Annotated in this window: 14 protein-coding genes; all 14 read left to right on the top strand. The window is 70.3% G+C overall.

The window, feature by feature from the left end; translation table 11 throughout:
- The first annotated feature begins 357 nt into the window (after positions 1 to 357).
- The 14 genes from ACWCPY_RS11535 (at position 358) to ACWCPY_RS11470 (ending at position 13,575) form a co-directional block, all read left to right on the top strand.
- A complete protein-coding gene (locus ACWCPY_RS11535) occupies positions 358 to 1,332 on the top strand; it encodes an ABC transporter permease (RefSeq protein WP_451264188.1) in 975 nt (324 codons plus the stop codon).
- A complete protein-coding gene (locus ACWCPY_RS11530; protein ID WP_451264106.1) occupies positions 1,329 to 2,288 on the top strand; it encodes a carbohydrate ABC transporter permease in 960 nt (319 codons plus the stop codon). Before ACWCPY_RS11535 ends, ACWCPY_RS11530 begins: the two co-directional genes overlap by 4 nt.
- Positions 2,289 to 2,345: 57 nt before the next feature.
- A complete protein-coding gene (locus ACWCPY_RS11525; RefSeq protein WP_451264105.1) occupies positions 2,346 to 3,986 on the top strand; it encodes a hypothetical protein in 1,641 nt (546 codons plus the stop codon).
- 52 nt (positions 3,987 to 4,038) lie between these two features.
- A complete protein-coding gene (locus ACWCPY_RS11520; protein WP_451264104.1) occupies positions 4,039 to 5,211 on the top strand; it encodes a Gfo/Idh/MocA family protein in 1,173 nt (390 codons plus the stop codon).
- A 371-nt stretch (positions 5,212 to 5,582) separates the two neighbouring features.
- Positions 5,583 to 6,584, top strand: a complete 1,002-nt coding sequence (locus ACWCPY_RS11515; RefSeq protein ID WP_451264103.1) for an MBL fold metallo-hydrolase — start codon at positions 5,583 to 5,585, stop codon at positions 6,582 to 6,584.
- Positions 6,585 to 6,646: 62 nt separating this feature from the next.
- Complete coding sequence (locus ACWCPY_RS11510) at positions 6,647 to 8,017, top strand: ATP-binding protein (RefSeq protein ID WP_451264102.1); 1,371 nt, start codon at positions 6,647 to 6,649, stop codon at positions 8,015 to 8,017.
- Positions 8,014 to 8,439: a roadblock/LC7 domain-containing protein gene (locus ACWCPY_RS11505; RefSeq protein WP_329819483.1), complete on the top strand. Its 426-nt coding sequence runs from the start codon at positions 8,014 to 8,016 to the stop codon at positions 8,437 to 8,439. The genes ACWCPY_RS11510 and ACWCPY_RS11505 overlap by 4 nt, the downstream gene beginning before the upstream one ends.
- Complete coding sequence (locus ACWCPY_RS11500) at positions 8,436 to 8,789, top strand: DUF742 domain-containing protein (protein ID WP_451264101.1); 354 nt, start codon at positions 8,436 to 8,438, stop codon at positions 8,787 to 8,789. Before ACWCPY_RS11505 ends, ACWCPY_RS11500 begins: the two co-directional genes overlap by 4 nt.
- Entirely contained in the window at positions 8,767 to 9,381 is a 615-nt protein-coding gene (locus ACWCPY_RS11495; RefSeq protein WP_451264100.1) for a GTP-binding protein, read from the top strand. Before ACWCPY_RS11500 ends, ACWCPY_RS11495 begins: the two co-directional genes overlap by 23 nt.
- Positions 9,378 to 10,652 carry a cytochrome P450 gene (locus tag ACWCPY_RS11490; protein ID WP_451264099.1) on the top strand — a complete coding sequence of 425 codons (1,275 nt, stop codon included), beginning with the start codon at positions 9,378 to 9,380 and terminating at the stop codon, positions 10,650 to 10,652. The genes ACWCPY_RS11495 and ACWCPY_RS11490 overlap by 4 nt, the downstream gene beginning before the upstream one ends.
- Before the next feature lie 104 nt (positions 10,653 to 10,756).
- The gene (locus ACWCPY_RS11485; RefSeq protein WP_451264098.1) at positions 10,757 to 11,155 is read left to right on the top strand and encodes a cell division protein SepF; all 399 of its coding nucleotides are present in this window, start codon (positions 10,757 to 10,759) and stop codon (positions 11,153 to 11,155) included.
- A 108-nt stretch (positions 11,156 to 11,263) separates the two neighbouring features.
- Positions 11,264 to 12,511, top strand: coding sequence for an ATP-binding protein (locus tag ACWCPY_RS11480; protein ID WP_451264097.1), 1,248 nt, complete (start codon positions 11,264 to 11,266; stop codon positions 12,509 to 12,511).
- Positions 12,508 to 12,876 carry a nucleotide pyrophosphohydrolase gene (locus ACWCPY_RS11475; RefSeq protein ID WP_451264096.1) on the top strand — a complete coding sequence of 123 codons (369 nt, stop codon included), beginning with the start codon at positions 12,508 to 12,510 and terminating at the stop codon, positions 12,874 to 12,876. Before ACWCPY_RS11480 ends, ACWCPY_RS11475 begins: the two co-directional genes overlap by 4 nt.
- Before the next feature lie 123 nt (positions 12,877 to 12,999).
- Positions 13,000 to 13,575 carry a DUF6099 family protein gene (locus tag ACWCPY_RS11470; RefSeq protein WP_451264095.1) on the top strand — a complete coding sequence of 192 codons (576 nt, stop codon included), beginning with the start codon at positions 13,000 to 13,002 and terminating at the stop codon, positions 13,573 to 13,575.
- Positions 13,576 to 13,593 lie beyond the last annotated feature (18 nt).

The raw sequence follows: 13,593 nt of genomic DNA, 5'->3' as shown, positions 1-13,593 counted from the left end.
TGATCAACATCGAACCTCTCGCACGTCCCATCTGCACCCTTGTCGGCCCCTCTCTGCGCTCTCCCTGTGCCTGTCCTATGCCTCTGACGTGCCCGATTACGGGTTTCCGTGAGATCGGAGGCGACTTCGGGCAAGGCTTTTCAATGTCCTTAGATGTTCGTTACCTGCGTGAAATGAACAACTCTTGCCATCGAGGTGCATGTCGTGAACCATGTGGCTGTCGCCGCGAGGGAGCAACGGCCGCACTGTCACCGGTGCGTGTCGCAGTCGTGATCGCGGGACACTCCCTTTGCTCCATCAGCCCTGGAGGTGCCTGTGACGATGGCAGATGCGCCGGTCTCGACCGTGCGGTCGCCTGTGCCGCAGCCCCATGACCCTGACGACCCGGAACGCTCCGGCGGGAAGAAGCGCAAGGACATACGCGTACGACTACCGCTCCGGCACCGTCTCAAGCGGGACAGATCACTTCTGCTGTTCTGCCTGCCGGGCGTCCTGTACTTCGCGCTCTTCTTCTACCTGCCGCTCGCGGGCAACGTCATCGCCTTCCAGGACTACCAGCCGTTCCTGGGTTTCAAGCAGAGCCCGTTCGTGGGTCTCGCCAACTTCACGGCGCTGCTCTCCGAGCCGGAGTTCTGGAGCGCGGTCTCCAACACGCTGCAGATCACCGCGATCCAGCTGGTGCTCTACTTCCCGGCCCCGATCGCTCTGGCGCTGCTGCTGAACTCGCTCATCAGCGAGAAGATCAAGCGGTTCATCCAGACCGTCGTGTACCTTCCGCACTTCCTGTCCTGGGTCGTCGTGGTCGCGATGTTCAAGCAGGTGCTCGGCGGCGCGGGATCCGTCACCACACTGCTGATGGAGCACGGGGTCAACATCGGCAATGTGATGACCGATCCCGGCACCTTCAAACTGCTGATCACCGCCCAGGCCATCTGGAAGGACTGCGGCTGGGGCACGATCATCTTCCTGGCGTCCATCGCCTCGATCGACATGGGCCAGTACGAGTCCGCCGCCATGGACGGAGCCGGCTGGCTCCGCCGGATCTGGCACATCACCCTGCCGGGCATCCGGCCGGTGATCCTCATGCTGCTGATCCTGCGGCTCGGCGACATCCTCTCGGTCGGCTTCGAGCAGATCATCCTCCAGCGCGACGCGGTCGGCCCGGACGCCTCGGAAGTCATGGACACCTACGTCTACTTCCACGGCGTCATCGACGGCAACTGGGGAATGAGCACGGCCGCCGGCCTGATGAAGGGCGTCATCGGATTCGCCCTCATCCTCGCCGCCAACAAGCTGGCCCACCGCTTCGGTGAGCAGGGAGTGTACCGATGAGTCAGCAGACCCTCTCGGCGCGGCTGCGCACCGCCCGCCCCGGCGCCCGCGGCGGTGAGCGCCGCCGCTCCTCGTCCGGCCGCCCGCCGTGGATGGAACGGCCCCACTGGTACGGGCAGGGCGCCAAGGCGGCCGCCCTGGTCGTCCTCACCGTGATCGTGCTCTACCCGTTCCTCCTCGCCATCGGCACCAGCCTCGCCGGGCGGGAGGAGCTCAATGCCAACGGCGGCTACGTCCTGCTGCCCGAGCACCCGACGCTGGAGGCCTACCGGGTCATCCTCTCCGGCGGGGTCGTCACCCAGGCGGCCCTGGTCTCCATCTTCATCACGCTGATCGGCACCGCGCTGAGCCTGGCCTGCACCGTGATGATCGCGTACGGCACCTCGCGGCCCGGCACCGTCCTCGGCAAGCCGATCCTGCTGCTGGTACTGGGCACCTTCCTCTTCGCGCCCGGCATCATCCCCACCTACCTGGCCGTCCAGCAGTTCAAGATGCTGGACACCTACGCGGCGCTGATCCTCCCCGTACTGCTCAACGCGTTCAACATCGTGGTCGTGCGCTCGTTCTTCCAGAGCATTCCCGAGGAGCTGTACGACGCCGCGCGGATCGACGGCGCGGGCGAGGTGACCGTCCTCTTCAGGATCGTGCTGCCGCTCTCCAAGGCGGTCCTCGCCGTGGTCGGCCTCTTCTACGCGGTCGGGTACTGGAACAGCTTCTTCAACGCGGTGCTCTATCTCAACGACTCCAGCAAGTTCCCCATCCAGGTGATCCTGCGCAGCTATGTGCTCAACGGCCAGAGCATCAACGCGCAGGCCATGGGCGTGCACGCGATCCCGCCCGCGACCTCCTTGCAGATGGCCGTGCTGATCATCGCCATCGTGCCCATCTTCTGCGTCTACCCCTTCCTGCAGAAGTTCTTCGTCAAGGGCGTCCTCACCGGGGCGATCAAGGGCTGATCCGCCCGCCCGGACATCCCGTCGCCCCACGCACTTCACATATTCCAAGGAGCACCCATGTCCACCAACATGTCCAGGCGCGGTTTCATGGGCGCGGCGGGGATCGCCGGCCTGACCGTGGCCGGTCTGACGTCCCTGACCGCGTGCGGCAGCGGAGCCGGCGTCAGCAAGGGCGGCGCCAAGGCGTCCGCCAAGCTCAAGCTCCCGTCGTACGTCCCCGCGCAGACCGCCCCCGCGGACCTCGCCGGCAACGCGGCCGGACTGGACGCCACGTATCTGCGCTACCCGAAGAAGCTGACCAAGTCCGTGGCCAAGGCGCCCGGCGACGGCAGCCGCATCACGGCCCTCACCGAGACGTTCACCACGCCTGCCCCGCCGCAGGGCAAGAACGGCTACTGGCAGGAGCTGAACAAGCGGCTCGGCGCGCAGTTCGACATGACGATCGTCGTCGACCAGGGCGTCGACGCGTACCTCACCAAGTTCAACGCCATGATGGCCAGCGGCGGCATTCCCGACCTGGTCTGGTTCCCGCCGAACCAGGGCATCCAGCGCGTGCCCGAGCTGCTGGACGCCAAGTTCCACGACCTCACGCCGTACCTGTCCGGCGACGCGGTCAAGGAGTACCCGAACCTGGCCAACCTGCCGACCACCGCGTGGAAGACCGCCGTGATCAACGGCAAGATCCGCGGCGTCACCGTCGCCTACGGCTCCATGGGCCAGGTCTACGTCGTCAACGAGGACTACTGGAAGCCGGTCGGCGGTGCCGAGTTCAGCAGCGCCGAGGACTTCCTCGCCAAGGGCAAGGAGCTCCTCGACGCCAAGCGCAACAAGTACGTCCTGGAACCGGCGTACGTGAACCACGTCGGCATGTTCGGCCAGTGGTTCGGCGCCCCCAGCGGCTGGCGCCTGGAGGGCGGCAAGCTGACGCACATGTACGAGACCGAGGAGTACCAGGAGGCCCTGGCGTTCGGCGTCAAGGTCGCCAAGGCCGGTCTCTTCTGGCCCGACCCCAACCTCTCCACCACCATGGAGAAGATGGCCCAGGGCACGCTGGGCGCCTATGTGCAGTCCTTCCCCAGCTTCCTGGTCGACGTCAAGAACTACGACTTCCCGTTCGGCATCATCGAGCCGTTCGCCGCCAAGCCCGGCGCGCAGCCGCGCTACAGCATGGGATACGGATCCGTCGGCTACACCGCCATCAACAAGAAGGCCGACGACAAGCGGGTCAAGATGCTGCTGGGCGTGCTCGACTACCTGGCCGCGCCCTTCGGCACCGAGGAGCGGCTCTTCCTCGACAACGGCATCGAGGGCACGCACTTCACCCGTTCGTCGGGCGGTGACATCAAGCTCACGCCGAAGGGGAACGCGGAGGCCGTCACCACCGCCATGCCGCTCGCCTTCCTGGCCGCCGGTCCCGAGTACATCTACCTGCCGGGCAAGTCGGAGCTGGCCGGCCGGATCCACGGCTGGCAGCAGGAACTCCTCAAGATCAACCAGACCAACCCGACGAGCGGCCACTTCTCCGACACGTCCACCAGCAAGAGCGCCTCCCTCACCACAGCGATGAGCGACTGCCAGAAGGACATCATCGCGGGCCGCAAGCCGATCTCCGCCTACAAGGAGGAGCTGCGCAAGTGGCGCTCCGGCGGCGGCGACAAGATGCGCGCCGAGTTCGAGGCCTCGATCGCCGGCAAGTAGCCGCAGTCAGTAGTCTCCGCCCGCACCACCCGTACAGACAGAAGGGACCCCCGTGTCAGACCTGCGACTCGGCGTCATCGGGCTCGGCCTGCGCCGTTCCATCGCGACGTCCGCCCACCACCCCGGACAGGGTTCGGCGATCACCGCCGTCTGCGACCTCGACCCCGAGGTGCGCCGGCGCGAGGCCGAGCGCTTCGGCACCGATGTCGCCGTCGAGGACTACAAGGAGCTCCTCGGCCGGGACGACCTCGACGCGATCATCGTCGCGACCCCGGACGACACCCACGAGACCATCGCCATCGACGCGCTGCGGGCCGGGAAGGCCGTCTTCGTCGAGAAGCCGCTCGGGATCACCGTCGAGAGCTGCGACAACATCCTGCGCGCCGCGTACGAGACCGGGACCCGGCTGTACGTCGGGCACAACATGCGCCACATGGGCGTCGTGCGGCTGATGCGCGACATCATCGCCCGCGGCGACATCGGCGAGCCCAAGGCCGTGTGGGTGCGGCACTTCGTCGGCTACGGCGGTGACTACTACTTCAAGGACTGGCACGCCGACCGGACCCGCACCACGGGTCTGCTGCTCCAGAAGGCCGCGCACGACATCGACGTCCTGCACTGGCTGGCCGGCGGCTACACCCGCCGCGTCAACGCGCTCGGCGACCTCCTCGTCTACGGCGACCTGCCGCGCCGCGAGGCGGACACCCCGCGCCCGGCGAACTGGCTGCGCGAGTTCGACTGGCCGCCGACGGCCCGCAAGGACCTGCACCACATCGTGGACGTCGAGGACGTCTCGGTGATGAACATGCAGCTGGACAACGGCGTCGTGGCCGCCTACCAGCAGTGCCACTTCACGCCCGACTACTGGCGGAACTACACCGTCATCGGCACCGAGGGCCGGCTGGAGAACTTCGGTGACAGCCCCGGTGACGAGGTCAAGGTCTGGAACACCGGTCCCAGCGGATACCGCGCCGAGGCCGACATCACCTACCGGGTGCCGGAGGCCAAGGGCTCGCACGGCGGCGGGGACAGCCGGATCATGGAGGAGTTCTGCCGGTTCGTGCGCGACGGGGGTGTCACCGACACCTCGCCGGTCGCCGCACGGATGAGCGTCGCCGCCGGTGTGCTCGCGACCCGTTCCCTGCGCGAGGGCGGTGCGCCCTTCGAGGTGCCGGCCCTCGACCCGGAGCTGATCGCCTACTTCGAGGGCGGCCAGGTCCGCTAGGCCGGTCCTGCGACCGCCACGTCCGGCGCGTCCGGCGCGTCCGGTTCGAGACTCGGGAGACCTCCGGGGACAGTGCCTTCCGGCACTGTCCCCGGAGGTCTCAGTGCGACTATTTTCAGCCATGCTCGGTGGGTAATCGGCTCATTCCGGTTTGGCGGCGGCTTGGTGAGGGCTTGACGCGATGCGTGACGCCGTCGGGTGAATTGGGGAAGGTTGTCCGGAAGGTGGCAGGTGAGGATCGAGTGCGTCGGTCTCGCAGGGTCACCATTCCCTCGTCGCTGGAGCATGAGGGCGATCAATTTACGCCAACAGGATCCCGGGGTGGCCGGGTTCGAACGCGTGGCCGGAATTCGGTCGGCATAATCGCGTCCATGTCGATCACGGGTGGAGACGTCGTTGACCTGGGGCAGGGCCTGTACGCATGGCTCCCGCCGAAACGGGGCTGGGGGCTGGCCAACTGCGGTCTGCTCGTCTCGCCCCGCAGTGCGCTCTGGATCGACACCCCGTACGACGCCGTGCTGGCCGGCCAGTTCCTGGCCGAGTCCACCAAGCGGCTGCCCGACGGCGTCGGCATCGACCGGGTGATCGTCACCCACGCGAACGGGGACCACTTCTGGGGCGCGGGCGTGCTCCCGGACGCGGAGATCATCGTCACCCGCGAGGCCCGCGAGCACATCCACTACGAACCCACGCCGAAGCAGCAGCACGCCCTCGTCACCGCAGGCGATCCGGCCACCCCGCTCGGCGGTTACCTCGCCCGGCACTTCGGCCCCTTCGACTGGTCGCAGACCGAACCGGTGGTGCCGACCACCTACTTCACCGGTGAGCTCGAACTGACACTGGGGGAGTACCCGGTCCAGATCACCGCGCTGCCGTCCGCGCACACCACCGGCGACCTGATGGTCCATCTGCCGGCGCAGGGAGCCGTCTTCACCGGGGACATCATCTTCTCCTCCACCCCGCAGCAGCCGGGCGACCACCCGGTCCACTGGGCGGGCCCGCTGAGCAACCTGATCTCGGCCTGCGAACGGGTCCTGGCCACCGGCGCCGAGACCGTCGTCCCGGGACACGGGCCGCTCCTCGACCGGGCCGGGGTCCGCGACCACATCGTGTACCTGGAGTACGTACGTGAGCGCGCCCACGCCTTCCACGCGGCGGGGATTCCCGCCGTCGAGGCCGCCCGCCGGATCATCGGCGAGGGACGCTACCCGGAACTGGGCCTTCCGGAACGGCTGGTGGTGACCATCGGCAGCGAGTACCGGCAGCTCGACGGCTCCGAACTGCCCGGCGTGCTCCAGGTGATGACCGAGGTCGCCGTGGTCGCTCAAGAACTGGAGGGGCCGCATGAGCCGGCCCGCCCCGCGGAGCAGTAGGCGGGGATCCTGCCGCCGCTTCGGCCGGCAGACCGACCCGACGACAGAAACGCGGTGACGGCATGGGATGGATAGTGGCGGTGATCGCCGTCGCCGCCGCCGTGGCGGCGGCGGTCCGCGCACAGAACTCGGCGCGCGCGGAGAACATCGCGCTGGCCCGGGCCGAGCTGGCCGAACGGCAGTCGAAGGCCGCCGACGCCCGTACCGCGGCCCTCACCGACGAGATCCGCCAGCTGGCCCGCAACCGGATACCCGCCGCCGCGCTCGCCCTCTCCCACCCCACCGCCAAGGTCCCCGGACTGCGCGAGGCGGCCGAGGTCGACGGCGATTCCGCACGGCTGCTCACCGAGGCGGTGCAGGCCGCCCGCAAGGCCGTCGTCGAGGAGCGCGGGCGCGTCGACGCGGCCGCCCGCGCGGCCATGCGCGGCACCTCCGCCAAGATCCAGTCCCTGCTCAACCAGTCCCAGCAACTGCTGCACGAGCTCCAGCACGAGTACGACGACCCGCGGATCCTGCAACTCGACTTCCGCAACGAACTGGCGCTGCGCCGCACCCAGGCCACCGCGGTCCTCTGCGACGCCTGGCCCGGCCTCGCCCGCCAGAACTCGCCGCTCGTCGAGATAGTGCTCGGTGCCCAGTCCCGGGTCGCCGGCTACGAACGCATCAAGGTCGCCAACCACCTGCGCGACGAACGGCTCGCGCTGGTCGCCCGCGCGGCCGAACCGCTCGCCATCGCACTGGCCGAACTCCTGGCCAACGCCACCGCGTACTCGCACCCCGACACCGATGTCCAGGTCACCGTCCAGCAGAGCGGCGGCCGGGGCGCGTTCCTGGTGGTCGACGACGCGGGCATCGGCATGGACGACGACGCGCTCGACCGGGCACGGGCCCTGCTGGCGGGCCCGCCCGAAGTCCTGCTGACCGAGCTGGGTGATCCGCCGCAGACCGGCTTCGCCGTCGTCGGCCGGCTGGTGCTGCAGTACGGCTTCAACTGCCACATCGAGGCCTCGCCGTTCGGCGGCATGCGCACGATCCTGCGCGTCCCCGCCCATCTGCTGACCGTGATGGAGGAGGACCGCAGCCTCTCCGCCCTCGCCCCGAAGCCGGTGCCGGCGCAGGCCGCCTCCGCCCGGCCCGCCCCGACCGAGCAGGAGACCGCCCCCGTGCCGCAACCCGCCGGCGGGGAGGCTGCCGCGCTGCCCAGCCGGCGCCGACGCGCCCCGCGTCCGGCCCCGGCCCGCCCCGCATCCGCCGACGCAGCCCCGGACCGCGAACAGGTGCCTCGTACACCGGAGCAGGCCGGGGCTTCCTGGGCGGCACTCCAGCAGGGCACCCTCAACGGCAGGAGCGTCGCCGGGCGGCCATCCGCACCGGCACCGGACGACCACGACCACCCGGACGACCGGGACGAGCAAGGAGACGACCTGACGTGAGCGCCCCCACTTCCACCGCCGGTGACCTCGCATGGGTGCTGACCCCGCTGCTGGAGCTGCCCGGAGTCCAGCACGCCGTGGTCGCCACCGGGGACGGCCTCGTCGAGGGCGCGTCGCCCGGCCTGGACCGGGCCTCGGGCGAACGCGTCGCCGCCATGACCGCCACGCTGCACGCCGCGGCACGCGCGTTCACCACGGCGTTCACCGACGTCGAGGCACCGCGCCTGGCCCAGACGGTCGTCGAGTCCGACCAGGGCTTCGCCATCGTCGTACCAGCCGGGAACAACACCACACTCGCCCTGTTCGCGGAACCCGGCGCCAAGCTCGGCGACATCGCGTACCAGATGCAGGTGCAGGTCACCGCCCTGACCCGGGCGATGAACGCACCCGCCCGCCTGCCGGACACCGCCGCCCGGCCATGACCTCCGGTCCGGGGCGCCGTCTGATACCCGCCTATCTGGTCACCGGCGGCCGTACCCGGCCCGCCGGCCCCGCGCTCGACCGGCTCGACGTACTCGTACGCGCCGACAGCGAGCTGCCCCCGGACACCGGCTCGGAACAGCGCAGACTGTGCGAGCTGCTCGAACCGGGGGCGCTCACCGTCGTCGAGTGCGCGGCCCACCTGGACCTGCCGGTCAGCGCCACCGTCTTCCTGGCCACGGACCTCGCGGCCGCCGGACATCTGCACACCCGACCGCCCATCCCCAGTGCCGGGGAGATCGACCGGTCGCTCGTCGAGAGGCTGCTCGTTGGACTCCGCTCCCTGCACTGACCGCACCGGCGTCGGCTATCTGCCGCCCGGGGCCCGGACCCTGATGAAGCTGGTCGTCACGGGTCCGTTCGGCGTCGGCAAGACCACCCTGATCCGGACGCTGTCGGAGATCGCCACGCTCCACACCGAAGAGGCGATGACCCAGTCCAGCACCCGGCTCGACGACACCGCCGGGCTGCCGGACAAGACCACGACCACCGTCGCCATCGACTTCGGCCGGCTCACCGTCCTGGACGACCTGGTGCTCTACATGTTCGGCACCCCCGGCCAGCAGCGCTTCCTGCCGCTCTGGGAGGACATCGCGCGCGGTGCGCTCGGCGCACTCGTCCTGGTCGACACCCGCAGGCTCGGCGACTCCTTCGCGGTCATGGACATGGTCGAGGAGCAGGGGCTGCCGTACGCGGTCGCGGTCAACCGCTTCCCCGACGCCCCCGCCCACCCCGACGAGGTCCTGCGCAAACACCTCGACCTCGCGCCCGAGACCCCGCTCGTGCAGTGCGACGCCCGCGAACGCCGCGGCAGCATCGACGCGCTGATCGCGCTGGCCGAGCACGTGCTCACCCGGATGCCCAGGCCCGAGGACCCGTCATGACGCCGTACGCACAGCCGCCGCAGCCCCTCGCCCTGTACGGTCCGGAATTCGCCGCCGACCCGCGGAGCCACTACCTCCACCTGCGCGAACACGGCCCGCTCGCGCCCGTCCGGCTCGCCCCCGGCATCGACGCCCTGCTGGTCACCGACTACCAGGCCGCCGTCGACCTGCTGCGCGACACCCACACCTTCACCAAGGACCCGCGCGCCTGGCAGGCCACCGTCCCCGAGGACTCGCCGGTCCTGCCGATGCTCGGCTACCGGCCCACCGCGCTCTTCAGCGACGGCGACGTGCACGCCCGCTACCGCGACGCCATCAACGACAGCCTCGCCCTGATCGAACCGCACGTCCTGCGGGCCGAGGTCGCCCGGGTCGCCCAGCGGCTCATCGGCGAATTCGCCGCCACCGGAAACGGCGACCTCATCGCCCAGTACGCCCGACGGCTTCCGCTGCACGTCTTCGTCACCTGGTTCGGCGTGGAGCCGGGCGACGGCGAACGCGTCGTCAACGGCATCGCGGGCATGTTCAACTCGGCCGAGAACGCCGCCACCGCGTACGCCGACCTCGTCGAGGTCGTCACCGCACTGGTCGCCGACCGGCGCGCCCGGCCGCGCCGCGACCTCACCTCGTACCTCCTCGGCCACCCGGCGAATCTCGACAACGACGAGACTGTGCGTCAGATCACCCTCATCATGAGCGCGGGCCACGATCCGACCACCAATCTGATCGGCAACGCACTGCTGCACATGCTCACCGACGCCCGCTACGCCGGTTCGCTGCACGGTGGCGCGATGACGGCGCACGAGGCGATCGACGAGGTGCTCTGGCAGGACCCGCCGCTGGCCAATCTCTCGGCCCACTACCCGCGGCACGACACCGAGTTCCACGGCGTGCGGCTGCGCGCCGGGCAACTCCTCCTGGTCTCCTACGCCGCGGCCAACACCCGTTCCACGCCCACGCCTTCGGACCTCGCGGTCCGCTCCGGGGCCAGTGCCCACCTCGCCTGGTCCGCGGGTCCGCACCGGTGCCCGGCGAAGCAGCCGGCGCTGCTCATCGCCATGACCGCGATCGAGCAGCTCACCAGTCAGCTGTGCGACGCGGAACTGGCTGTTCCGGTCAGTGGGCTGACGTGGCGTCCGGGGCCCTTCCACCGTGCGCTGGTCCGGCTTCCGGTACGGTTCACCCCCGTCGACATGAGTGCGGAAGCGCACCGGCTCAGGGCCGCCGGGGAAGCCTCGGACGGGGCGCCGGCGGTGTCGATCGGGCCATGAACCGTGTCGGTGGTACGCCGAACGGGTGAGTGGCGAGAGAATTGCCCGATGAACAGCGAGCGCAGCCGGCGCAACGCCAACCGAAGCACAGACGGGGTGGTCCGGTGAGCAGGTACGACAGGTACGACGTCACGGACGAGCAGTGGGAGGGGCTTGCCCAGGTCGTACCTCTGCGCAGCCGCAACGAGTGGCCGTCCAGGGTGGATCACCGCGCGGTCCCCGACGAGGGCCCGGCGTCGGAGCAGCGGCGGCTCGTCGTGCTGCGGGTCCAGGTCTTCGCGGACGCACGGGAGGTGGCCGAGTACCTGGTCGCCCAGATCCCGGTGCTCCTCGACCTGACCAGCGCGGAGACGGACGTCGCCAAGCGCATCCTGGACTTCACCAGCGGGGTGGTCTTCGGCCTCGGCAGCGGAATGCACCGGGTCGACCGGAATGTCTTCCTGCTGTCGCCGGTCGGCATGGAGGTCGAGGGAGTCACGGCGGCGGGCCTTCCGGGCTCGTAGTCCGCGCAGGGAGACCGGGCCGGGGTGAACCGGTTCATGTACTCCGATCGTAGGAAGGTCGTTCAGGCGGAACGGTTCGCCGGTCCATGGCACGCATACCGTCCGCCCATGACCGCACTCCGTCCGGAAACCACCCCGCCACTGCCGCCCGGCCCTTCCGAGCCCGGTGGCCCGCCCACCGTCGCCCGCACGCCCGCCCGTACGGGGGCCGCGCGGTCCCGGTACGGGCCGGAGCGCCCTGCCGGACCCGTCGTCACCGAGCTGCGGCTGTCCTCCTTCGCCTCGCACCGGGGAGCCGTCTTCCCGGTCGGCCCGGTCACGCTCTTCACGGGGCCCGGCGGCAGCGGAAAGTCCAGCGCGCTGCGGGCTTACGAGGCGCTGGCGCGGCTGGGCGCCGGAGACCCGCTGGACGAGGTGTTCCCGGACCCGGCGGGCTGCGTGCCGGAAGGGGCCGCGGCCGACGCGCAGGGCCGCCGCGGCTTCCGGATCGGCTGCACGTCGGACGGCCCGGCCGGACCGGTGCGGCTGGATGTCGCCGTCCAGGCGGAGCCCACTCTCCGCATCGTCGGCGAACGGCTCACCGGCGGTGGCGAGATCCTGCTCACCACCGCGTTGCGCGACCCGGGACGCTCCATGGTCCAGGCGGCCTGGCACACCGCCGGCGCGGTCCCGGTGACGCGTGCGCCGCTTCCGGACGACCGCCTCGGCACGGCACTGCTGCCGCTGCGCGTCGCGGGCCGGACCGAGGGGCAGTTACGGGTGCTGGCCGCCGCCGAACAGATGGTCGTGGCCCTGCGGTCGGTCTTCGCGTGCGAACCGCGGCCGCAGCGGATGCGTGCCCCCGTGCCGGCCGGCGACGGCAGGCTGCGCCGCGGCTGCGACAACATCGCGGCGGTGCTGGAGCGTACGCACACGCAGTGCGCCCGGCGCCATGCCCGGCTGGTCGCCGCGGCACACGCCGGATGCGCGGGGCCGGTGACCGCGCTGGGCGTCGAGCGGCTCATGGACGGATCGCTGCGGGCGACGGTCGGGCGGGGCGGAGGGCGGGCCACCCCGGCCGGACGGCTGGGGGACGGCGAACTGCGCTATCTCGCGCTCGCCCTCGTGCTGCTCACCGGCCCCGGGGTGCTGGAGGCGGACGCCGCGGGGGAGGTGCCGTCGGCCATGCAGACCCTCACCGTGCTGGCCGACGGACTCGACCGTGACCTGGACGGCAGGCAGTTGCGCGAACTGCTGTCCCTGGCCGTGTCGATCGGGGCGGCCGGACATCTCAGACTGGTCGGGACGGTCACGGAGTCCGGCGCGACAGGGGCCAGACAGACGCCCGGGGTGACGGTGGTAGACCTGGAGCCGTGACAGAACTTGATGTGCATGCCCTGCAGAGACGGCTCGCCGCGTTCGCGGCCGCACGGGACTGGGAGCAGTACCACACCCCGAAGAACCTGGCGGCGGCACTGAGCGTCGAGGCATCCGAACTGGTGGAGATCTTCCAGTGGCTGACGCCGGAGGAATCGGCGCGGGTGATGGAGCGGCCCGAGACGGCGCACCGGGTCGCGGACGAGGTCGCGGATGTCCTCGCGTATCTGCTGCAGTTCTGCGAGGTGCTGGGGATCGACGCGCTCACGGCACTGTCGGAGAAGATCGAACGGAACGAGTCCCGCTTCCCGCTACCGGGGCGCCAGGACTCCCCGGAATCGGGCGACCGTCACTCTTCGGAGTGATCGACTTATCCACAATCGAGTTAGTGTCCATAGATTTCCGAATTCCCCTGGCTTTTCGGTACCAGTGACCTCACTGTGGGTAATGGATGAGGTGAGCGGCTTTTCGTACGGACGGGGGAACGCATGGAAGCGGAACGGCTTGTAGGAGTCAGCCGGCGTGCTCTGGCTCAGAGCAGGGGGACGCCGGACATCATCGCGGAGGCCTGGCAGGCACAGGCGCTGGCCCAGGCGATCGGCAGCCGCCTGGCGGCCGAAGGGCCCAAGGAGTTACGCGGCGAGGCACGCGGGCTGAGCGAGATCGGCGGGCGGAGCAGCGGGGCGCTGGATCACCCGGCGGCGCGGGCCGGGGTGGCGCGGGCCGCGCAGCTCTCCGAGCTCGCCGAGCCCCGGGCGACGCTGACGGGGCTGGGCACACTGCTCGGGGAAGTGGGGATGGCGCTGGTCGGGGTGGCCTGCGAGACCGATGAGCAGGGGCTCTACTGGCAGTGCATGGAGGCGATCGACGCGGCCGACGAGTCCATGGACCGGGTCCACGGAATGCTCCGCCGCCTCGACGAGCAGGACAGGGAGCGGCAGCAGGATCTGGAGCGCGGCCGGGGACGGGACGGCCCGTACGGTGCGCACGGGCCGTACGGTGCGATCGGCGGACCGGCGGGTACGACCGCGGCCGGCCGCGGTCGTGCACGGCTCCGGGAGTGACCGCGCGGGGAGGCCGCG

It is taken from the genome of Streptomyces sp. NPDC002403, assembly GCF_053593015.1.
The sequence above is the reverse complement of the archived record's forward strand: the minus strand, read 5'-3'. Positions and strand labels throughout refer to the sequence as shown.

Coding starts and splice junctions, on each gene's coding strand:
- ACWCPY_RS11510 (WP_451264102.1), top strand. CDS start 6,647: ATGGGATGGATAGTGGCGGTGATCGCCGTCGCCGCCGCCGTGGCGGCG.
- ACWCPY_RS11480 (WP_451264097.1), top strand. CDS start 11,264: ATGACCGCACTCCGTCCGGAAACCACCCCGCCACTGCCGCCCGGCCCT.
- ACWCPY_RS11500 (WP_451264101.1), top strand. CDS start 8,436: ATGACCTCCGGTCCGGGGCGCCGTCTGATACCCGCCTATCTGGTCACC.
- ACWCPY_RS11470 (WP_451264095.1), top strand. CDS start 13,000: ATGGAAGCGGAACGGCTTGTAGGAGTCAGCCGGCGTGCTCTGGCTCAG.
- ACWCPY_RS11530 (WP_451264106.1), top strand. CDS start 1,329: ATGAGTCAGCAGACCCTCTCGGCGCGGCTGCGCACCGCCCGCCCCGGC.
- ACWCPY_RS11515 (WP_451264103.1), top strand. CDS start 5,583: ATGTCGATCACGGGTGGAGACGTCGTTGACCTGGGGCAGGGCCTGTAC.
- ACWCPY_RS11525 (WP_451264105.1), top strand. CDS start 2,346: ATGTCCACCAACATGTCCAGGCGCGGTTTCATGGGCGCGGCGGGGATC.
- ACWCPY_RS11490 (WP_451264099.1), top strand. CDS start 9,378: ATGACGCCGTACGCACAGCCGCCGCAGCCCCTCGCCCTGTACGGTCCG.